Here is a 20826-nt window from a genome sequence, read left to right on the forward strand (position 1 = left end):
AGAGGCGGCATTTTCATTTCTGGAGCTCTAAATGCCGACTCTCGACATATTCAATGATGATGCATTCTCCGTGCAGTCTTTGACTGCGGCCATCAACACCAATCCTGAAGGCCAGGCGGTCCCTACGCTACTCGATCCGCTGTTCGAGGAAGAAGGGGTCACCACGACTTCGGTATCCATCGAAAAGGACAACGACAAGCTGGTGCTTGTACCCAATGCGTCGCGAGGCGCGCCAGCCGATATCGTCCTGGGAACCAAGCGCAATCTGATTCCCTTCAATACCTTGCATCTTCCTTTGCGCTCGGTCGTGCGCGCCGACGAGGTGCAGAATGTACGCGCCTTTGGCAGCGAAAACGAAGTGCAGACGGTACAGGGACTGATTAATCAACGCATCATGAGGATGCGCGCGCGCATCGATACGACGCTCATGTATCACAAGCTCGGTGCTGTGACAGGCAATGTTTACGACGCCGACGGCACCACGGTGTTGCTGGATCTGTTTGATCGCTTCGGCCTGACGCAGCAGACGCAATCCTTTGCGTTGGGTACAACGGGCACCAAGGTGAAATCGAAGATCATCGACGCCAAGCGTAAGGCTGAGGATGCGCTGGGTGGAGCGGCAGTCATCACTGGCTGGCTTGGCATCGTCGGGCGCGGCTTCTACGATGCGTTCACCACCCATTCGAGCGTCGAAACGGCATTTGATCGCTGGAATGATGGCCAGTTTTTACGCGACGACTTACGCAAAGGCTTCACTTATGGTGAAGTGGTCTGGAAGGAGTATTACGGCAAGGTGGGTAGTACGACCTTCATTGATACCGATACGGGTTATCTGATTCCCATACTGGCTGGTGAAAGCGCCTTCCAGACCCGGTTTGCTCCGGCGGACTATATGGAAACGGTCAATACCCTGGGCCTGCCGTACTATGCGGCGCAGAACGTGCTGGATTTCAACAAGGGCGTCGAGCTTGAGGCGCAATCTAATCCCCTGACCATCTGCACACGCCCGCGCATCGTCATCAAGTTGACCAAATCGTGATCTGGGACAACAGCCGGTTTGATCGGGCTTTCGAACGGATAGGCGTGCGCGAGCGCGTCTATCTCGTCCGGGAGGGCGAGCCTGACCAGCCCTTCATGGCCCGGTTCGACCGGCCCCAGGAGTATGTACTGGACGGCCAAGCCCACACCACAGACTACAGCATCGAATTCACCACCTCGGAAATGCCGAATCTGACCTTAGACAGTCAGGTGCGCATTCATGGTCAGCTGTATCGGGTGAATAACGAGCCGCTGGCCCAGGGTGACGGGTATTGGACGATTGCCACACTGGAGGCGTTGTCGTGACGAAGTTGCAAGGCTATATCGCGGGGCTTATCGACGCGTTCGAGAGCGGTACTGGCTTTCCTGCACGCATAGAAAAATCGCCCGTACGCGCGTTGAATCGGGAAGACAGGCAGGTATTGAGCATCCTGCCTGGGGCCGAATCGGTGCAGGACAGTCCCGTTTCCATGGCCACCCGCGAGCGTGAAATCCTGCTTGTTGTCCATACGGCAGGCGATGAGCATCTGGATTTGGCCGAGGCGGTGTTTGAGGCCGCCCACCCCATCGTGATGGGGTTTACCGCTGAAGGCTTGGTCAGCGTCAACGAACACGGCACGGATGAGCCCAAATATGCCAATGGCGACCTTACCCGCCAGGTCGTGACCAAACGGTACAGGCTCATTTATCAGACCGACGAACACTCTTTATAGGACACGATCATGAGCAAGAGCGAAGCACCGCCCGTGGTGCTCGATATTCCGCCCGCCACACCGCCCACACCGGATCCTTACTGGGGCCAGGGCGGCAGCTATACACGCGATCCGGCCACCGGCAAGCGCACCTTGGTGCAACGCACCGAGCAGTGCGCTGATTGCATCCTCCAACCTTCGAAAGGCTGACAACCATGGCAAAGTCCACTAAAAAAACGCTGCTGCTTGCGAAAATTCAGACGGCGGCCGGCACGGATGCCTCTCCGACAGCCGCGGCCAACGCCATCCTTTTGCGCAACGTAACGGCCACGCCGCTCAGTGCCGAGTATGTCGAGCGCGCTCTGATTCGTCCCTACATGGGCAATTCGGGCCAGATTCCGACCACCAAGTACGCGCAGATCGAGGGCGAGGTCGAGTTGGCCGGCTCGGGCGCCGCCGGTACGGCGCCGGCATGGGGGCCACTATTGCGCGCATGCGGCTTTGCTGAGACCGTAACCGCTAGCACTGACGTCACTTATGCGCCGATCTCGGGCAACTTCGAGTTGCTGACCCTGCACTACTATCTGGACGGCCTGTTTCACAAGATTGTGGATGCGCGCGGCACGGTTTCGTTCGATATCACCGCTAAAGGCATTCCCTTCATGCGTTTTCGGTTCATGGGCGCCTATTCTCCCATCACCGATCAGTCCAATCCCACGGGGGCGGATTACAGCGCGTTCATGAAGCCTTTGGGCGTGAACAAGACCAATACACCCACCTGGAGCCTGGATTCGTACACCGGTTGCCTGCAGGCGCTTACCTTCGATGTGGCAAACCAGATCGAATGGCGCTCCTACATTAGCTGTGAAGGCGCGGAAATTACCAACCGCCAACCCACCGGCAATCTGGTGTTGCAGTTGCCCAGCATCACGGATCTGAACTGGCCTTCTCTGGTGCTGACCGCAGCCGAAAAGGCGCTGTCCATCACGCACGGCACGACAGCGGGCAACATCGTCACGGTCAATCTTCCCAAAACGCAACTGACCAACCCGTCGTACTCGGACGATAACAACCTTGCAATGCTGAACCTCGATCTGAACATCAATCCCGGCCAGGGCAATGATGAGATCGAAATCGTTCTGACTTGATCCGGAGCCTCACACTCATGGCATTTATTCCCGCAAAGCGCCCGATTGTGGCGTTTCCCATTTCTGTGTCCGTCTATACAGAAGACGGCTCCACCGTGGAACTGTCTTTTACTGCCCAATACCGACGTGCGCAGCGCCAGGAGCTGACCGACCTGAACGATGGCGCCGTCAACCACGGCCTGAGAAGCATGGGGCGCGAGCCCATCGAGCGCGAGGATGGCAAACCCATTCCCGCTTGGCCCTACGATAGCGATGATGCATTCCTTGTTGACCGGATGGTGGGTTGGTCTGGCGTGCAGAACGCTTCGGGTGGCGAAAAGCCCTTTAGCAAGGAGGCGCTGGCCGAGGTCCTGTCGGACTATCCAGAACTGGTACCGGCGCTGTTTCGGGGCTTTTTCAAGGCACATGAGGGGGCGCGAGAAAAAAACTAGTTGAGGCTGCCCGGTATTGGACCAGGGGTGGGAAGTTGCCTGCGAGCGACTTCATTCCTGACGACACAGTGCTGGCAGCCTTGCTTGCCGCCGGCGCACCGCCTGAGGTGATTGCGGCAGCGCGCGGTGCGCAGCGCCATGAGCAAACCGAGCATTTTGAGGTCTGGCCTGAGAACTGGCAGTCCGTCGAGCTCTTTCTGGATCTGGCCACCAGTTGGACGTGGCTTTCCGGTGGCTTGACCGTGCCGGCTCGCCTCGGTTTGCCCGCCACCCAGGTCCAGGCAGCCATCCGCATGCTGGGCCTGCGTGGCTCAAACCGCACGCAGGCCTATCGTGACGTTCGCACGATGGAATCGGCCGTTCTTGAGGAATTATCCAAGTGACCAACAAGCAAATTGGCGTAACGCTGACCGCCGATGTGGACAGCCTGCGCCGGGGCATGTCGTCGGCGCAGGCTGCTACCGTGGATTTTGCCCGGCAGTCCGAATCCGCCTTAAGCCGCGCCTCGGTGGCCACCACCCGTTACGGGCGCAGCCAGAAGGAACTATCGATGGCCATGCGCGGGGTGCCGGCCCAGATCACGGATATCGTGACCTCGCTGCAGGCCGGGCAGCGGCCCATGTCTGTGCTGTTGCAGCAAGGCGGACAGTTGAAAGACATGTTTGGCGGCATCGCGCCGGCGGCCCGCGCACTGGGCAGCACGCTGATATCACTTATTAACCCGCTCACAATAGTGGCTGGCGGCGCTGCGCTTCTCGCGGCTGCTTATATTAGTGGGGAAAAAGAATCGCAGGCGCTCCAGAAGGCGCTCATCACCACAGGACATTACGCGGGGATCACGGCCGATCAACTGGCCGAAATGGCTGAACGCGTAGGCAAGACGGCAGGCACGACGGGTAAGGCTGCTGAAGCGCTTGTCAAGGTAGTTTCCTCAGGAAAGATTGCGGGCAGCGCCATTGAACAAGTTGGCCTTGCCGCTATTGCCATGGAGGATGCCACCGGCCAGGCGATCAAGAAAACGATAGATCAGTTTGAGTCGCTCGCCGATTCGCCCTCAGATGCCATTGTCAAGCTTAATAGCCAGTATCATTTTCTGACTGCGGCTGTGTATGAGCAGATCACAGCCCTGGAGGATCAGGGACGCAAAGACGATGCGGCTGCGCTGGCACAGCGAACCTATGCCTCTGCGGTGCAACAACGCGCGCAGGAAGTGCAAGAAAGCGTCGGCTATATGGAGCGCGCATGGTCTTCGCTCAAGGGCGTCGTAGTTGGTGCCTGGGATGCCATGAAAGATGTCGGGCGCACAACCACAGCCCAGGAAGAGCTTGCCAAAATAGATGCCGAGATAGCGAAACGCGAAGGCGGTTTCGACCTAACTGGCAGGCTCGCCAAACTTAAATCGCGCCGCGAAGGATTGCGCGACCTGATTAAATGGCGGGATGCTGCCGCGCGCGCTCGCGCTGACGACATTCGCGCTCAGAATCTGGCTATCTCGGCCGAGGACACCATTCTCAAACTGCGCGAGCAGTCCGCCAGTAAAACCGACAAACTGAACAAGGCGCTGAAGGACTATCGGGACAATCTCAAGGCAATTCGCGCCCTTAATCCGGCCAAGGATTCCGAGCTATACAAGAAATTCCTCGATCCCGCGAAGATCGCCGCTGACGAGGCGGCCATTCGCAACAAGTTCAAGGAAAGTGGTTCCTCGGGTTCTCACGATGACGCCGCCACCAAGCTGCTGCAACGACTGCGCCAGAGTGAGACCGTCACCATGGCGCAACTTGCCAGCGAACAAAAGCTCACCTCGGCACAGCAGGAGCGGCTTAAATATGAGCAGCTGTTTGCTGATCTGAAGGAAAAGAAGGTTCTGACCACTGATCAGAAGAGTCTTTTGCTCAATGAAAGCCTCATCCGTGCCCAACTGGATCGCAATGTGGCCGCGGAGCAGGAATTGCGCACAAAGAAGGAGGCCGTAAAGGTCGACGCCCTGCGCGCATCCCTCGCGGCCTCCCTGGCGGCGGATCAGCAACAATATGAAGAGCAGCTGGCGGGTGCAGGCCTTGGCAAGCAGGCACAGGATGAGCTACGCGCCCGCCAGAAGATCATGCGTGATTACCAGCGTGATCTGAAGCGCGCATCACAAGGATTCCTCGAAGGCGATATTGGCAAGCAAACCTATGAACGCCAGATCGAGCTGCTACAGGAGAATCTGGACGAGCGCCTTGCCCTGCAGCGCCAATACTATCTGGATTTGCGCCAAGAGCAGGCCGAGTGGCGCAATGGCGCCACGGCGGGCCTGGCTGATTACCTGGATGCCACGCGCGACGTGGCTAGCCAGACCAAGACGCTCTTTACCGATGCATTCAAGGGCATGGAGGATGCGATCACCACGTTCGTGACTACCGGCAAGCTCAGTTTCTCAGAGTTCGCCGATAGCGTAATCAACGATATGGTGCGCATGGCGGTTCAACAGAACATTACCGGGCCCTTGGCCCAAGCAGCCAGCAACGTTCTCGGCAACCTCTTCGGCGGGCAATCGGCGCCATCGGGCGTAACGCCTGGTGTGGATTGGGTCTACAAAAACGCCACGGGCAACGTCTATGCAGGTCCAAGCATATCAGCCTATTCCAACACCGTGGTCGACAAGCCCACATTCTTCGCGCGTGGGGGTAATGTCATGGGCGAGGCTGGCCCAGAGGCAATACTGCCGCTCAAGCGTGGCCCAGATGGTAATCTGGGTGTCAGAGCAGTAGCGGGACAGAACGCTGCGCCCAACGTCAAAATCAACATCATCAATCAGGGCGGCGAGCGCATGCAGGGTCAAACCACGGCGCCCAAATTCGATGGCGAGCAGTGGGTGATTGACGTGTGGCTCAAGAAGGCGAGAACCAGCGGCGCGTTCCGGTCAGAGATTCGCGGAGTGCTGGCGTAATGGCAACCTTCCCCTCCTACGCCAAGATCCTGCTGCCGGGCTTCTCCGAAGAGCCGGATTATGGCGTTCTGCGCACCGACATGGACGGCGGTCTGGCCAAGCAGCGCCCGCGCTGGAACAAGCCCGTCGTCACACGCGAGGCCACTATTCTTGTCTACAACCTGGCCGACAAGCTCGCATTCGACGAATGGGCAGGCCAGGAACTTACGGGTGCAGCCGGCTGGTTTGACTGGCTCGATCCACTGGATGGCGTGACAAAGAAAACCCGGATCGTGGGCGGCAAATATCGCTGGACCAGTCCCGGCGTGGTGTGGCTTGCGCAGTGCCAGCTGGAGACGATCGGATGAGCTACTCCAAAGCCGGCCGTCGCAACCTGCTGGCCACAAGCGCCGATGAGCCGCTGCTGCAGCTCATCGAGATCACGCACCCGGATCTGGCCGAGCCTGCCCGGTTCGTCAATGACAACGAAAACATCGTTGTCGAGGGCCACACATTCTTTGCCACGGCCTTTACGCTCATCAAGCCGGACGACGTAGACCAGCAAACGCCCAAGGCGCAGCTGTCGGTCGATAACGTGGGCCGTGAGCTCACGCAGTGGCTGGAATATTCCAACGGCGGCAAAGGTGCGCGCTGTCGCATCCTGGCCGTGCTGCGCTCATCTAATGAAGAGTATGCCACCGATTATTTTGCCCAGGATTACACCCTGGCCAGCAATCCGGATATCGAATTCGACATGACGCTCGATCTGTCTGGGATCCACATCAATAACGCCCAGGTTTCCAGTGACCTGGGCTTTCAGAACACGCTCATGCAGCCGGCGGTCACGATGCGCTTTGATCCGCTGACAACACCTGGTGCTTACTGAGGATTCAACGATGGCGCTACAACTTGTGCAGGGTGATCTGACTCCTGTCATTGAGCTTGCCGTATCCGGATTGGATTTGACCGGCAAAACGCTGCAGTACTGGGTATCAGCCCATGGTTCCTGCGAACCGCTCAAGCTGGAGGCCTTCCTGCAGGAAGATGGAAAGACTATTCATGTTCCTCTGACAGCCCAGGCCACAGCAAATCCCGGCACCTTTTACGCGCAGTTGGTCGTGGTGGGAGAGATGACCGTCTACGACAAGCAGACCATCGTCATCCGTGCGAGGTGTGCTTGATGCAGGCCAGAATCATCAACACAGTTCAGCTCACGGCGGTTGCGGTGTCGTGTCTGATGATCGACGGTGTCCGGCTCATCGTGCCGCCACGCCACTACAACACTTATGCAACTGATTACTTCGCGCAACTCTACACGAAGGATTGACCATGCCACTTGTATTACGAAACGAGAAGGGATCGCCGCTCACCAATGCCGAGGTGGACGGCAATTTCACCTATCTGGACGATAAGGCCGATAGCGCGCAGTCTGCAGCCGACACCGCACAGAACACCGCCAACCTCGCCGGCCAGGCTGCACAGCAGGCCCAGGACACGGCGGATGCCGCAGGCCAGGCCGCCGATGAGGCCCAGGCCGGCGTCGACACGCTGGCCGTGCAATCGGCCTTCGAACGCGACAACCTGCGCGCCATGCTCATGCAATCGCGCTACGGTGACGGCCCATATCCAACCATAGACTGGCAATTTGCCGGGGCCAGCAGGCTCGATCCGAGGATAACGTTTTCGCGGGCGAGTGCCGACACAATCTATAACGCCTCTGGCAAGTTGGTGACGCTGGGCGCTGATGTGCCTGCGTTTCCTTATGATCCTGCTACGGGGCGGGCATTGGGGTTTCGGGTGCAGGCGCAGGCTACTAACTGCCTTAACGGCAGTGGCGTTCCCACTGAGTACGGGTTTGTGCGCGGCAATATAACTGAGCAAGCGACATTTGCCGGGTACAAGATGGCCAAGTATGCTCCAACCGCCGAGGTGGGCGAGCACTTCGTGGAGAAGTCGGATGCGAACACGACGGCGGTAGGAACGCTAAACAGTGCGCAGATGGTGGTGAAACCAGCCGAGGTGACATCAATAGCGATACGACTTGCTGGCGCAAGCGTTCAGTGGTGCACCGTGGACTTTTCGGTCAGTCCTCCTGCCATCTCTACCCCGCCTCCCCCAGGTCAAGGAACCGTGTCCGCGACCCCGCTTGCTGATGGCGTCTATCTTTTAAAGCTCGAAGGCATACCGACAGCACAAGAGAGTGGCAGACACTATCTGCGAGCACAAGCGCAGAACACCGGCGATTATGACGGCACGAAAGGCTTCTGGTTTGGCGGCTTCATGCTTGAGCAGGGCGCGGCAAAATGCTCGTCCTATATCGAGACGCCTTCGGGTTCACAAGGTACGCGCGCAGCCGATTCCGCGATCATTGCCGGCAGCGATTTCAGCGATTGGTTTAACCCCAGCGAAGGGACCTTTGTTATTGACGCGAAGTGGCTATCTAAAGTCGGTACCAATTCTTATCTGCTTGGCCTGTCTGACGGCACAACAAATAGTTTTCTCGGCATTCGCATCAATTCAGGCAACACACTTGAGGTTGGCTTTACGACTGGCGCAGGCGTCCAAACGATCAAATGGACGACGCCCGCGCTGCCGTTGGACTTGAAAGTGGCGGTTTCTTACAAAGAGGGCCGCGTGGCGTTTGTCAAAGATGGCGAACTAGTCGGTTCTTCCCCGTTTTCTGTGACGACGTTTGATAGGGCCGAACTGTGTGGCCTTGTCAACACCCAATCCTTTGGCGCGCAGGCGATCAGTAAAGCTATTTCCTACTACCCCCTCGCCCTGTCCGACACGCAACTAGAGGCCCTGACATCATGAGCACAGTTTTCTACCGCTTCCCTGACGCACAGACATTCGACTCGGTGGTGCCCAAGGACGCCGAAGGAAGCCCGACCATGCCCAACCTCGACATCATCGGCACCATCCATGAGGGCGGCCAATGGGACGACGATGGCACCGTGATTGTCGCCCCAACTGCCATACCGGGTTATCACGTCAACACGCCCGAACCCGTGCCGGAGCTTGAGCCGTACAGGATCGAGCGCCCGAACAGCCCGTATCGGGTGTTTGCGGGGGATGAGTCATGAACCGAACCAATATTGAGCACGCGGCCTACGCGGTGCTCATGCAGGCTGTCATAGGCCTGATATCGGGCAATTGGTGGATCGGGGCTGCATTCGGTGCGGCCTTTTTCTTGGGCCGTGAACACGCGCAGCGCGAGTATCACCTGGGCGATCCCTCGCACCTGCCACCCTGGAGGGCTTTCGATGTCTGGAATTGGACTACTGATGCTCGGCTCGATCTGCTGTGTCCTGTGGCTGCTGTGCTTGTGCTGGCAGGGGTTGCGGGGTATGTCGAGGGATTTTGAGGATGAGGGAATGGCTGGCGTGGTAGGATTTCCTCACAAAGAATAAAGGAGGAAAAATGCGAGCACTGGTTATTGTTGCGGCGTTGGTGTTGTTGGGTGGGTGTGCGCCCGCCACGCTGGATGGGGTTCGAAATCTCGGCCCGGAGAGCGCCTATACCTTCACTGCGCCCGAAAACTATCAGGCTGTCTACCGCACAGTACTGAAGCAATCAAGAAAATGCCACGAGTCCGGCTTGATCACCGCACAGATTGTCGTGCACGGTGACCTTTATCAGGACATCAAAGCGGGGACGGTCTCCGTCGAGCTACATGGCGGGTTGGGCGTCGATGTGTACCAAGTAATCGATATCAAGGCTGTCGACGATGATTCGAGCCGCGTGTTGGCACACTATAGCGTCGGCTCTCCCAGCCAGAAAGGCGATTTGCTCAAACGGTGGGTGCTTGATGGAGAGGCCGCCTGCAAATGATTAAAGAGCATCACTAAAAAGAACTCACACTGGTTTTTGTTCCGACTGGCCCTGCACTCGCAGGGCCTTTTTCATGGGCATTGCAAATGCATTGGTCTGACTCATACGTCAATATCGCGTACGTTCCAGAAATGGCTGACTGTGCCGTTCTGGCTGCGCGCGTGGCAAATGATGTGCTGGGCAAAGAAATAACGCTACCTGTATCTCATGCTGCCACCATCCGCGCCCAGGCCCGTCAGGTTGACGAACTGAAGGATGACTACGCGGTTCGCGTGGCTGCGCCCATAGATGGCCAGCCGGTGCTGCTCATCGGACGCGGCCAAAGCTGCCACATTGGCGTCATGTGCTGGATCGCTCATGAGTGGTGGGTGCTGCATGCCAATCAGTCCTTTGGGTTCGTCACGCGCGAGCGGCTGCGTGATCTGACCCGTCTGCATTTTAAGGTTGAGGGGTTCTATCAATGGCTGTAACCCTTCCCCTTGTCGTCCATCCTCATGCTTTGGTGGGCGATGGCCGTATTGACGTGGCCGAGCCCTTTCTGCCCAATGAAACGCTCGGTGCCTACATCAAGCGCACCGGCGTGTTTGTGCCTGTCGGACCGGTCGCTGTCTGGCATAACGGCTATCGCGTGCCCGATGCGCTCTGGCGTCGTCTGATTCCTCGCTCCGGTGATCAGATCGTTATCCGGGCGCGGGCTACTGGCGGTGGCGGCGCCTCCAAGGTACTACGCACTGTAGCGATGATCGCACTGGTCATTGCCGCGCCACAATTGGGCGGTTGGTTGGCTGGAACGGCTTTTGGCACTTCTTTGGGCCTATCTGCTGCGGTGGCAACCAGCCTTGTAATGATCGGCGGATCGCTGATGATCAACGCGCTGCTGCCACCTCCGCAGGCCACCGCGCCCAAGCTCTCGACTGGCGGAAAGTACGAATCGAGCCCCACTTATGCAATCTCGGGCGGGCGCAACCGCCTGCGCCTGTGGGAGCCCATGACGGTCATCTTCGGGCGCCATAAGGTCGTGCCGGATCTCGGGGCCAAGTACTTCACCGAGTACGTCGGTGATGATCAGTACCTGAACCAGGTCTTTCACTTTGGTCTGCAGGCCGAGCGCGTGGTGCTCTCGGACTTTCGCATTGGCGATACGCCCATCTCGAACTATGAGGGCGTGCAGATCCAGGTCTCCAAGAGCGACGGCAAGCTGACGATGTTTCCCGGCAATGTGGATACGCTGACCGGCTTTGTCGTCAGTAGCGCCGATGGCTGGATGACGCGCACCACGCCGATTGACACCACCCATATCAGCGTGGAGCTGGCCGCGCAGCTGTATTACGTCCAGGACAACGGCAAGATTGCTGCCCGCACGCTTGATGGCCGGCTGCAGTATCGCAAGGTGGGGACTTCGACCTGGACCGATATCGGCACGGTGAGCAACTACGCCACGCATTATTGGTCACTGCAGGAGGATACCGGCAATCCCTATCTGCCTACGCGGCAGATCGATTACGGGTCGACCAATGCCGCTGATCACACCGATGGCGAGACGGTCGAGGGCGACCCATATCAGGACTGCTCGGGCGAGTATTGCATCGACCGGCATCGCACGTTCGTTTGGCGCTGGGTGCCGCACCCGCATGCATCAGGTCAGCCCTGGTATGGCACGGCACCGGATCCGCTCATCAGCACCACGCCCGGCATCCGGATTACCGGCAGCAAGCAGGAGATCACGCGCAAGACGATCCGATGGGACGTTCCCAAGGGTCAGTACGAGGTGCGTATCGTCAAGACCACGGCTGACATCAAGAATTCACGCGAATCGAACGAGTTCGCGGTCAATCAGATCCTGTGCTATCAGCCCGACACCGCCGACTACACGGGCCAGCTGCGCGTGGCCGTGCGGATCCGGGCCACCAATCAGTTAAACGGGGCCATCGATGAGCTCAGTGCGATTGCCGAGGTGTACTGCTCGGTCTGGGACACGGCAACCAGTGCCTGGGTCTGGAAGCAGAATCGCAATCCGGCTTGGTGGTTCCTGTATTTCGCTTATGGCAAGCGCAAAGCATCGGGCGAGCGCATGTTTGGCGGCGGGATGACGCAGGATCAGTACGACTACGATGCGCTGCGCGCCTGGGCCGCGTTCTGTGACGAAAAGGGCCTGACCTTCGACTACGTGCTGGATCGTAAGATGTCGACCGCCGACATGCTGCAGATCATTGCCCGAGCCGGGCGCGCCTCGCCCACCTGGCAGACCGGCAAGCTCGGCGTGGTGTGGGATGCCGATGACTTACCGGTCACGGCCATGTTCGGGCCCTTCAACATCAAGGCGGGCACCTTCGAGATCGACTACATCAACGAGGGCACTGCAGACGAGATTGTCGGCAACTTCATTAACCCGGCGCGCAACTGGCAAATGGATGAGGTGCGGGTCAAGGTGCCTGGCGCTACCACGACCAACAACCCTTTGCAGCTTGATTTTGAGGGCTATACCGATCCGGCCATAGTGGGCAAAGATTGCAACCTGCTGGCTGCCTCGCAGATCTGGCACCGCCGACGCGTGTCGTGGGAGACAGACTACGAGGGCTGGGTGGCGAACCGGGGCGACGTGGTGCAGATCAGCCACGATCTGACGGTCTGGGGGTACTCGGGCCGCCTGCTCGCCCGTGCTGGCCAGGCCATCACGCTGGACAAATTCATCCCGGCCGATGGAACGGGCATACTCATGATTCGCGGGCCGGAGAACCAGATGAAGGTCGTATCGGTGAGCTCAGAGGTCGGCGAAGTCGATTTGCTGACCATCACCTCGGACATGGACGATTTTCCCCTGCCTGGCGATGAGGGCTATGACGACACAGTGGCCATGGACTGGGCATGGTTCTTCGATCCGCTGGCAACCCCTGGCCGGCGCTTTAAGATCACCGAGGTCAAGCCGACCGCCGATGGCGTGAAATTCACGGCCATTGACGATGATCCAGGCTATTACGCCAGTGAGAACAATCCGTATGCGTACACGCCGCCGCGCGATGGCGCCTTGCTGGCCGGTGTCGTACTCTCGCTCACGGCCAAGGAAGGCGTGGTCAATACACTCACGGGCATCGTGGACGTCATGCTGGCCTGGGTGCTGTCCTCGCCTGTGCCGGCGGACGTGCTGGTGGCCATCAACGGCCAGGCCCGTCCGGCCATCCAGACGCTGGATCGCAGCTTAACGGTGCAGGCCCGCGCCGGCGATCAGATCCGCATCACCGTCAAGCCGGCCTCCATCACCGGCCGGGGCACGCCCTCGGTGCTGACCTACAGCGTGCAGGCCATCCCGGTGCGCCCGTCGGTGCCGGGGGTCATTGTGGCCACGCCTGAAGGGGCGCGCCTGCAGCTGAACTGGCCGGACAACCCGGATCCAGACGTCACCGGCTACGAGGTGCGCCTGACGGACTCGGGCTGGGGCGGCCCAGGCTATCTCTTCAAGGGCGATGTGTCCGGGTGCTTGGTCGATCCTGGCGCGCCCGAGGTGCCCACCACTTGGTACGTGCGCGCCATCAATGGGGCGAACCTGTATTCGGAATCATCGGCCACCGTCACGTTCACCGCTGATGCGGTGCCCGATATCGGCGCGCTGCGCGAAACGTTTGCCGACACCAGCTTGACGAACGCCACCATTACGCTGGACTGGGATCCGGTGCAGCCACAGTTCGGCCTGCGCGCCTACCGGGTGAGCTACGCCGATATCGTCAAAACCGTGGGCAGCGCCACCATCACCCTGCCGGCGGACTGGATCGGGGATCGGCTTTTTACCATACAGGTCATCGATGCCCTGGGGCGCGTCTCGGACGGTCTGCAGGCCTCCATCACCAAATTGGTGCCCAAGCCGCCCACCAATGTGCGTGCACAAGTGATCGATAACAGCGTTCAACTGCGTTGGAATCTACCTGATAAGACCACGCTGCCTGTATCGCATACGCACCTTAAGTCGGGGTCTGATTGGGCCAGCGCGCTAGAGATTGGCGCCAAGAAGGGATCCTTTACGACTGTGGCGGAGCTACAGTCTGGTCTCTATACATATTGGCTAAGCACAGTCGACACGGATGGCTACGAATCGGAGCCCGTAAGCATTGCGGTGTCGGTGTCCGAGCCGCCGGATTTCGTGTTTCGCGGTGAGCAGGTCTCCAGTTTCGATGGCACGCTCAGCTCGGCGCTGCTGGACGATGAGGGCGTGATACTGCCGGTGAATCTGACCGAGACCTGGCAAGAGCATTTCGAGGGTAATAGCTGGGCGAGTCCGCAGGACCAGGTCGCGGCGGGCTATCCGGTCTATATTCAGCCCACGCCCTTGTCCGGGTCGTATCAGGAGACGTTCGATTTCGGCACCATCGTGGCCTCCAGCCGGGTCACGATGTCGATCAACGGCACGGTCATCGATGGCGCGCCCGAGATCTCGACCCTCATCGAAACGTCCGCCGATGGCAGCGCCTGGTCGCAAAACGCCAATGTGACCGACGTGTTCGGCACCAATTTCCGTTACGTGCGGTTCACATTGACCGCCTCGCAGTCTGGCGGCCAGGGCGTGTACCGGCTCTCGGGGCTCACCTGCCGGTTGTCCTCCAAGCTCAAAAACGATGCCGGCAAGGCGGACGTGCTGGCCTCGGACAGCGAGGGCACCGTGGCCAACTTCAATGTGCCGTTCCTGGACGTGTCCTCGATTACGGTGACACCGGCCGGCACGACGCCGCTCACGGCGGTGTATGACTTTCAGGATGCGGTGTTATCGGGCACCTATTCGGTCACTGGCGGGACCGTGACGGTCAATGTGACCGGGCACGGCCTGGTGGCAGGCCAAGCCGTACGCCTGGGCTTTTCGAACCGGGAACCGGCCATCGTGACGGTGGCCACCGCTGTGGCCGATTCGTTCACGGCGCCGATCACCGGGCCCAATGGCTCGGGCGCCTTGCTGACCTATCCGCAGGGCATGCGCATCTATTTATTCGATCAATCAGGAAATCGGGCCAGCGGCACGGTCTCCTGGGCTGTAAAGGGCAACTGACATGGCAGACCACGCAAAACCGACCATCACCAGCGCCTACGCTGACTTCGTGGCCGAGGTCGACGGGCGCTTTGACGATCTGGCCAAGGGACTGGATCCGGCCAAGACCACGGCCACGAATGTGCCCACGGACACGATCCGCTATACGAGCGCGGCAAAAAAATGGCAGCGCTGGAATGGTACCGGCTGGGTAGACCTGGCCAATGAGTACGCGATCAACGTGAGCGGCTATGCGGCCAAGCTCAAGACCGAGCGCACCATCGCGCTCTCGGGCGCGGCAACGGGCACGGCCACCGCCTTTGATGGCACCAAGAACATCAGCATCAACGTCACAAAGCTCGATGCGTCCAAGCTGGAAGGCACGGCCGGCATCGATACGACCGGTGCTGCAGCCAAGCTGGCTACGGCGCGTACGATCGCGTTGACCGGCGGAGCAACAGGCTCGGCCACTTTTGACGGCTCGGCTGATGTCTCGGTGCCGGTCAGTAGTCTGGATGCTACCAAGCTCGAAGGCACGGCCTCGATCAACATCAATGGCTCGGCGGCCAAACTCAAGACGGCGCGCACCTGGTCCTTTACGGGCGCAGCCAAAGCCGACAATGTGACCTTTGACGGTTCAGGCAACGTCACCGTGACCTTCACCGAGATCGATGGCACCAAGGCGACTGGCCTGGGTACGGCTGCATCGAAAACGGCCACCGAGTCGGACAATGACGCCACCGATGGCAGGCTAGTGGCGGTTGGCAACTTCGGCCTACATTCGGCGGGGGCGACGGGTCTGACTGGTGTCGATTTTGGTTCGGGTGGCATCAATCTGCAGGTCTGGACCGCCAGCACCTCGTCGCCTGGCTCGCCCTCTGGCAAGTATGGCGTCGGCTACTCGCTACACAATGGCGCAGAATTCGGCGTCGGTCGCTGGACCTTTCACCTCGTGCACAACGTGGACGGCACCATCAATCAGCGCCGGCGTATCAATAACGGTGGTTGGGAGACCGACACTCTCTTTACTGATAAATCGGGCGTTCCATGGGCAAGCGTTTCCGGCGCATCGGCAGGGGTGAGCGCAACGCTGGCTGGCCTGGCACCTGGCTCGGTGGGCACTTACATCACCGCATGGGTCGGCGTCAGCGGAACCATCAATCTGGGCACGACCATTAGTGGCGCAAATATTCGTCCGGCCGGATTCGCTGGCCAGCACCGAACGGATCCAGGCGTGGCGGGCAGTTGGAAGTCCTGCTCCCAGATTGGCTCGATCAACAGCAGCACACCGGATGCGCAGCGGGTGGGCGAATTCTTTCGTTACGCGTAAGGAATCCATATGCAATACACAGAGGTTTCTAACCTGCACTACACCGCTTCGGATGGGTCACTCATCGGCATGGACGTGTTTTTTGTCGAGCTGGGGGAAACGGTGCCGTTTAACGCTTGCGCGGCAGACATCGAGGCGCACGGCGTCGAGCTGTATAACCGCGCCGTGGCGGGCGACTTCGGGCCGATTGCGCCTTTCGTGGCCCCGGCGCCCATCATCCCTCAGCGGGTCACCGCTGCCCAGGGCGGCATCGCGCTGATCCAGGCCGGGCTCATGGATGCGGTGCAGGCCGCAGTGGACGATGCGCAAACGCCGGCTGAGGTCAAGTGGGCCTGGGCCAAGGCGCGGGACTGGGAGCGCCCAAGCCCCGCCCTGGCGTACCTGGCCGATAAGGCCGGCATCACGTCCGCTCAGATGGATGATCTATTTACGGCTGCTGCGCAGATCCAGGCGTAGTAGGCCACCTACCCGTTCGTGCCCGCCTTGAGCGGGCTTTCTTTTTGTCCAAAGGAATGCGATGCAACCGCCAGACACCTTCCCCGAAGCAAAACTGTGGGCCGCTGCCATTGGCGCGGTGGGCGCCGCGTTCTCAATGGCGTTTATCAAGGATCTGACGCCCTGGCAAAAGGCCGTGATGGTCCTGGTCGGTGCCGTGATCGCGGCACTTTTCACTCAACCCATCATTGAGCTCATCGGCATGCCGCCAGGCTGGCGCGACGGCGCCGCCTTCCTTGTCGGCATGTTCGGCTGGGCCATTGCCGGATCCATTCTGACCATGATCAGAAAGGCCGACTGGTGGGAGTTGGCCAAGGAAGTGATCCGCAGCTGGCTCGTTCGCAAGGGAGGGTGACATGTTCTATTGGATGCATTTTGCTGCCAACCTGATTCTGGCGGCTGCCAGCGCCTGGGCGGTCGTATCGCCACGCGTCAAGGATGGCTGGTTTGGCAAATTCTCGTTGATGCTGCTCTCGCTGGCTGCGCTGGCCAATGCCGGCTGGGCATGGCTCTATCCGGCAGCGCTGCCTCGCAGCGAAGTGCTGCTGAACGTGGCGGTAGCCTGCATGGCAGTGCGCTGCTACTGGCTCAAGTCGCATGCGCATCGCGTGCACCGCTGGAAAAGGAGCCGCAAATGCCGCGAATAACGCCCGAGCAAGCCGGCGGGGCTAACGTCTGCGCGTTCCTGGACGCCATTGCCTTCACCGAGGGCACGGATAATAACCGCCAGCCGACAAACGACGACGGTTATGACGTCCTGGTGGGCGGCACTTTGTTCACCGATTACAGCCGCCATCCCAATAAATTAGTGCGCCTGTCGGCCTCGCTCTCATCGACCGCTGCTGGCCGGTATCAGATCCTGTATCGATTTTGGAAGGCCTATCAGCAGCGACTAAGGCTGCCGGACTTTTCGCCGCTGAGCCAGGACCTGTACGCCATCAATCAGCTTAAAGAGCAGCGTGCATACGGCCGGATCCTGGCCGGCGAGTTTGAAAAGGCGGTGCTGCGAGTGAACGACATCTGGGCAAGCCTGCCAGAGTCACCCTATGGCCAGCACACCTACTCGATGAGTGAAATGAAGGCCGTCTACATCATGCATGGCGGCACGTATGTTTAAGCTGCTGGCCAACAAATACCTGCTGGGCGCCGCTGGCTTGTTGCTGGCTCTGGCCGCAATCTGGGGCTATGGCCGGTATCAGCACGCCCAAGGCTGGTCCGAGCGTGACACACAGGCCAAGCTCGATCTGGCTGCCCGCCAAACCGCCCTTTACAACGAACAAGTGAGGCTCGAACATGAAAAACTCGCCGCTGAACAGCGCTACCAGGCGCTCAAGGCTGACACTGCTGCTCGCGTCGCTGATCTGGATGCTGATGCTGCCAGGCTGCGCCAGCGACTGTCCGCCTATAGTAAGCACCCGGCTGCCGGCGCCACCAGCAGAACTGATGACGCCAACCCCGACTGGATCGGCATTGTTGCGGCGTGTTGGTCAGACTATGCAAGCCTGGGAAAAAAGGCTGCCACCTATGCCGATAGAGTGAATGGGCTGCAGGCTTACGTGCAATCCCTCATGTCTGCACAACGATAGTGCACTGAAGACACAAATGAATGTGCGGAATTAAATCGTGGAGATGAAGGATGATATCGATGCAAAAACAAATGTATCGATAAAACCCGTTAGGCCATTTAGCCATTGTACGCTCCCTGTTATTTTTGTTATGGGGAAGGTAAATACGAAATCTGCGTTCCGTAGTAAGTACTAATTGTAGTGAAATATATCGAGAATGCAAGAATTAATGCAAAAATTGGCCTGTCTCGCGCATGGATTTGTGAGCGAATGCTGATGAAGTCAGCAGTAAACTACCCTCCAATCAACGGAGGGCGATGTGGGAGAGGATATTTGGCGCCAGGCAGATGACTGGCACTGGGTCGGGCCGGATGGCTGGACGATCTGTAAAATATGGAGTCGCGGCGATTATCGCTACGAGCTATGGCAGCCGGGCGGGCAGTGTGCGGTGGATACGCGAGACAACCTGAAAGCGGCTAAGGTACGGTACAACGAGATCGTTAAGCAATAGGCTTGGTAGCATCCTCGCCCTGGTATCGGCTATTTCCGACCTTGCGAGTTACCTCCCACCACTGAAACGCCGATTCGGGCCGGGCCGTTGTCAGCAGATCGAGTGCGTAGTCGACCTCAAGCGTCGGATCCATCCAGTGATAGGCATCTTCCAAGGTCAAGCACATGGGCCGACGATCATGCAGATCCACCAGCCCACCAGCAGCAGCGTCCGTAATGATGGCAAATCCGTGGCGCTCATCCGCCTCTTTACCCGGCTCCCATGCTGCGATGCCGGCCATAAGCAGCGGCGCGCCGTCCTTCGGACTGATGTACCAGGGCTGCCGGTCGCCTTTAGGCCCCGTCCACTCATACCAGCCGTCGCAGGGCATGATGATCCGCCGTCCCAGTAGTGGCCGCCAAAAAGGCGACTTGCCCAGCACCGTATCCAGTCGAGCATTGCTGGCCGGACCGCGCTTATAGCCTGGCCAGGGTGGCAGATAGCCCCAGTGCAGTGTGTCCGCGTGCTGGGCGCCGTCGCTGATCCTATGCAACACCAGCGGATGTGTTCCGGGCGGCCTGTTCGGGCTGCGGGCATAGTCGAACGGGTTTTGCCATCCGATGTAGGAAAAATAGTCACTCTGGCTATCCTGGCTGACTCTTCCGCACATGGCTACTCCCTGGTCTTTTGCATTTCCCGCCAATAATAGGCCATGTCACCATCTCGGCCCTCGGTTTCATGGGGGAAATTCATATGCTCTCGCTTTTCTCGGGCACGCCGCCAGCCCTGTACGCATTGCTCAGCTTTGAGGGCCTCGAACAGTGGCTCGAATTTGGCCTGATCTTCCTTGCTCAGGTCGCAGAGCCTGATAAATCCCACGACCGAATAGGACAGCACGGCCACGGCCCGCAGGCGCTTGACCTCGCGCAGTAAGTCCATGACGTCAGGATTGCGGCGATGGCCTTCTTGGATATCTTTAAGTTGACGATAGGTGAGCATAATAAATACTGATAATATGTACAGTATTTTTAGCACAAAGAAGCCGCTCGGTGGCGGGCCTTGATCTGTGACGCCTGACAGCAGGGAAATGGCCGCTTCCGACCCCTGAAACTGTACTATTCAAAGCATTCGACCCTAGGAAAATCAATCACTTACAATGATTGTATCGGGCAATCAATAGTACAGTTGGCGTGGCTTAACACGTTGATTCTATTGATGGAACCTGAGCTTAGTTCGTTTGGCTACGAACCAAGGGGTCGTGGGTTCGAATCCTGCCAGCCGCGCCAGAATTATCCAGTGATATCAAATGGTTAGAACCGCCTAGGGATCCAACTCCTAGGCGGTTTTTTTCTGGATGTGTGAGTTGCGCCGGCACAGAAGCCAGGCTCTATCCCATTATGCCGACCATGCGCGGCCCATATCCCGTCTTTTCATCCTGCGACAGGTCATGGATCGAACGGCGATGGGTAAGACGCTCATCTACAAACTTGCTAGCGACGGCACGCTCCGGCGCGTCCGTGCTGGACGCCATGTTCGCTTAGAGGCGGATGTGGGGGCGTGGATTCAGGAGCGAATTCAAGTTGGATATAGTAATGATCAGCAGGACCAAGTAATGACCAGCAGGACCAAGTAATGACCAGCAGGACCAAGTAATGACCAGCAGGACCAGCAAGAGGGCATGCAAATGAAGCAATAACCCCTTCTTGTCAATCTACCAAACCAGGGCGTTAGTAGCGCTCTGGTTTTTTTGCCCCTCGCTTCTTGGCTCTACTCCATTATCGGGGGATCAGGGCATTCATTAGACTCGGTTAATTACACCATTCCAACCGCATTGAGCCAAGACTCTCATACGGTAATTCTCAAAATTCCTGAACCCATACGCTC

Annotated in this window: 26 protein-coding genes; 24 read left to right on the forward strand and 2 right to left on the reverse strand. The window is 58.8% G+C overall.

The annotated features are described in order from the left end of the window. The first annotated feature begins 31 nt into the window (after positions 1 to 31). From ERD78_RS18840 to ERD78_RS18950, 24 genes are all read left to right on the forward strand, one after another. Positions 32 to 1039: a major capsid protein gene (locus ERD78_RS18840; RefSeq protein ID WP_129971445.1), complete on the forward strand. Its 1008-nt coding sequence runs from the start codon at positions 32 to 34 to the stop codon at positions 1037 to 1039. Next, positions 1036 to 1344 carry a head-tail joining protein gene (locus ERD78_RS18845; protein WP_129971446.1) on the forward strand — a complete coding sequence of 103 codons (309 nt, stop codon included), beginning with the start codon at positions 1036 to 1038 and terminating at the stop codon, positions 1342 to 1344. The genes ERD78_RS18840 and ERD78_RS18845 overlap by 4 nt, the downstream gene beginning before the upstream one ends. Then, positions 1341 to 1751, forward strand: a complete 411-nt coding sequence (locus ERD78_RS18850) for a hypothetical protein (RefSeq protein ID WP_129971447.1) — start codon at positions 1341 to 1343, stop codon at positions 1749 to 1751. Before ERD78_RS18845 ends, ERD78_RS18850 begins: the two co-directional genes overlap by 4 nt. A 9-nt stretch (positions 1752 to 1760) precedes the next feature. Then, the gene (locus ERD78_RS18855) at positions 1761 to 1940 is read left to right on the forward strand and encodes a hypothetical protein (RefSeq protein WP_129971448.1); all 180 of its coding nucleotides are present in this window, start codon (positions 1761 to 1763) and stop codon (positions 1938 to 1940) included. Positions 1941 to 1945: 5 nt separating this feature from the next. Continuing rightward, positions 1946 to 2878 carry a phage tail tube protein gene (locus ERD78_RS18860; protein ID WP_129971449.1) on the forward strand — a complete coding sequence of 311 codons (933 nt, stop codon included), beginning with the start codon at positions 1946 to 1948 and terminating at the stop codon, positions 2876 to 2878. Between the two features lie 17 nt (positions 2879 to 2895). Beyond that, complete coding sequence (locus tag ERD78_RS18865) at positions 2896 to 3309, forward strand: phage tail assembly chaperone (protein WP_129971450.1); 414 nt, start codon at positions 2896 to 2898, stop codon at positions 3307 to 3309. A 35-nt stretch (positions 3310 to 3344) separates the two neighbouring features. Next, positions 3345 to 3692 (forward strand): DUF1799 domain-containing protein, encoded by a 348-nt coding sequence (locus ERD78_RS18870; protein ID WP_129971451.1) that lies wholly within the window; start codon positions 3345 to 3347, stop codon positions 3690 to 3692. Then, entirely contained in the window at positions 3689 to 6241 is a 2553-nt protein-coding gene (locus tag ERD78_RS18875; RefSeq protein WP_129971452.1) for a phage tail tape measure protein, read from the forward strand. Before ERD78_RS18870 ends, ERD78_RS18875 begins: the two co-directional genes overlap by 4 nt. Beyond that, positions 6241 to 6588, forward strand: a complete 348-nt coding sequence (locus ERD78_RS18880; protein ID WP_129971453.1) for a hypothetical protein — start codon at positions 6241 to 6243, stop codon at positions 6586 to 6588. Before ERD78_RS18875 ends, ERD78_RS18880 begins: the two co-directional genes overlap by 1 nt. Continuing rightward, complete coding sequence (locus ERD78_RS18885) at positions 6585 to 7106, forward strand: DUF1833 family protein (RefSeq protein WP_129971454.1); 522 nt, start codon at positions 6585 to 6587, stop codon at positions 7104 to 7106. The genes ERD78_RS18880 and ERD78_RS18885 overlap by 4 nt, the downstream gene beginning before the upstream one ends. A 10-nt stretch (positions 7107 to 7116) precedes the next feature. Beyond that, positions 7117 to 7401 (forward strand): hypothetical protein, encoded by a 285-nt coding sequence (locus ERD78_RS18890; RefSeq protein WP_129971455.1) that lies wholly within the window; start codon positions 7117 to 7119, stop codon positions 7399 to 7401. Further along, positions 7401 to 7547 carry a hypothetical protein gene (locus ERD78_RS19835; protein WP_167668993.1) on the forward strand — a complete coding sequence of 49 codons (147 nt, stop codon included), beginning with the start codon at positions 7401 to 7403 and terminating at the stop codon, positions 7545 to 7547. Before ERD78_RS18890 ends, ERD78_RS19835 begins: the two co-directional genes overlap by 1 nt. 2 nt (positions 7548 to 7549) lie before the next feature. Continuing rightward, positions 7550 to 9037, forward strand: a complete 1488-nt coding sequence (locus ERD78_RS18895) for an alanine-zipper protein (protein ID WP_129971456.1) — start codon at positions 7550 to 7552, stop codon at positions 9035 to 9037. Continuing rightward, positions 9034 to 9306 (forward strand): hypothetical protein, encoded by a 273-nt coding sequence (locus ERD78_RS18900; protein ID WP_129971457.1) that lies wholly within the window; start codon positions 9034 to 9036, stop codon positions 9304 to 9306. Before ERD78_RS18895 ends, ERD78_RS18900 begins: the two co-directional genes overlap by 4 nt. Then, positions 9303 to 9587, forward strand: a complete 285-nt coding sequence (locus ERD78_RS18905) for a hypothetical protein (RefSeq protein ID WP_129971458.1) — start codon at positions 9303 to 9305, stop codon at positions 9585 to 9587. The genes ERD78_RS18900 and ERD78_RS18905 overlap by 4 nt, the downstream gene beginning before the upstream one ends. 56 nt (positions 9588 to 9643) lie before the next feature. Further along, the gene (locus tag ERD78_RS18910) at positions 9644 to 10054 is read left to right on the forward strand and encodes a BPTD_2524 family lipoprotein (protein ID WP_129971459.1); all 411 of its coding nucleotides are present in this window, start codon (positions 9644 to 9646) and stop codon (positions 10052 to 10054) included. A gap of 131 nt (positions 10055 to 10185) precedes the next feature. Beyond that, complete coding sequence (locus ERD78_RS18915) at positions 10186 to 10524, forward strand: hypothetical protein (RefSeq protein ID WP_245152537.1); 339 nt, start codon at positions 10186 to 10188, stop codon at positions 10522 to 10524. Further along, the gene (locus ERD78_RS18920; protein WP_129971461.1) at positions 10515 to 15083 is read left to right on the forward strand and encodes a host specificity factor TipJ family phage tail protein; all 4569 of its coding nucleotides are present in this window, start codon (positions 10515 to 10517) and stop codon (positions 15081 to 15083) included. Before ERD78_RS18915 ends, ERD78_RS18920 begins: the two co-directional genes overlap by 10 nt. 1 nt (position 15084) lies before the next feature. Beyond that, positions 15085 to 16392: an autotransporter outer membrane beta-barrel domain-containing protein gene (locus tag ERD78_RS18925; RefSeq protein ID WP_129971462.1), complete on the forward strand. Its 1308-nt coding sequence runs from the start codon at positions 15085 to 15087 to the stop codon at positions 16390 to 16392. Between the two features lie 9 nt (positions 16393 to 16401). Continuing rightward, positions 16402 to 16848, forward strand: a complete 447-nt coding sequence (locus ERD78_RS18930; protein ID WP_129971463.1) for a hypothetical protein — start codon at positions 16402 to 16404, stop codon at positions 16846 to 16848. Between the two features lie 61 nt (positions 16849 to 16909). Further along, positions 16910 to 17242: a hypothetical protein gene (locus ERD78_RS18935; protein WP_129971464.1), complete on the forward strand. Its 333-nt coding sequence runs from the start codon at positions 16910 to 16912 to the stop codon at positions 17240 to 17242. A gap of 1 nt (position 17243) precedes the next feature. Next, a complete protein-coding gene (locus ERD78_RS18940; protein WP_129971465.1) occupies positions 17244 to 17534 on the forward strand; it encodes a hypothetical protein in 291 nt (96 codons plus the stop codon). Then, the gene (locus tag ERD78_RS18945; protein ID WP_129971466.1) at positions 17522 to 18004 is read left to right on the forward strand and encodes a glycoside hydrolase family 24 protein; all 483 of its coding nucleotides are present in this window, start codon (positions 17522 to 17524) and stop codon (positions 18002 to 18004) included. The genes ERD78_RS18940 and ERD78_RS18945 overlap by 13 nt, the downstream gene beginning before the upstream one ends. Continuing rightward, a complete protein-coding gene (locus tag ERD78_RS18950) occupies positions 17997 to 18473 on the forward strand; it encodes a hypothetical protein (RefSeq protein ID WP_129971467.1) in 477 nt (158 codons plus the stop codon). Before ERD78_RS18945 ends, ERD78_RS18950 begins: the two co-directional genes overlap by 8 nt. A 479-nt stretch (positions 18474 to 18952) precedes the next feature. Here the strand turns inward: ERD78_RS18950 and ERD78_RS18955 are convergent, their stop codons facing one another. Together ERD78_RS18955 and ERD78_RS18960 are read right to left on the reverse strand one after the other, a co-directional pair. Next, complete coding sequence (locus ERD78_RS18955; protein ID WP_129971468.1) at positions 18953 to 19612, reverse strand: SOS response-associated peptidase; 660 nt, start codon at positions 19610 to 19612, stop codon at positions 18953 to 18955. A 2-nt stretch (positions 19613 to 19614) separates the two neighbouring features. Continuing rightward, positions 19615 to 19941 (reverse strand): hypothetical protein, encoded by a 327-nt coding sequence (locus tag ERD78_RS18960; RefSeq protein ID WP_180029226.1) that lies wholly within the window; start codon positions 19939 to 19941, stop codon positions 19615 to 19617. Positions 19942 to 20826: the final 885 nt, after the last annotated feature.

Source organism: Allopusillimonas soli (assembly GCF_004153445.1).
Lineage (GTDB): Bacteria > Pseudomonadota > Gammaproteobacteria > Burkholderiales > Burkholderiaceae_B > Allopusillimonas > Allopusillimonas soli.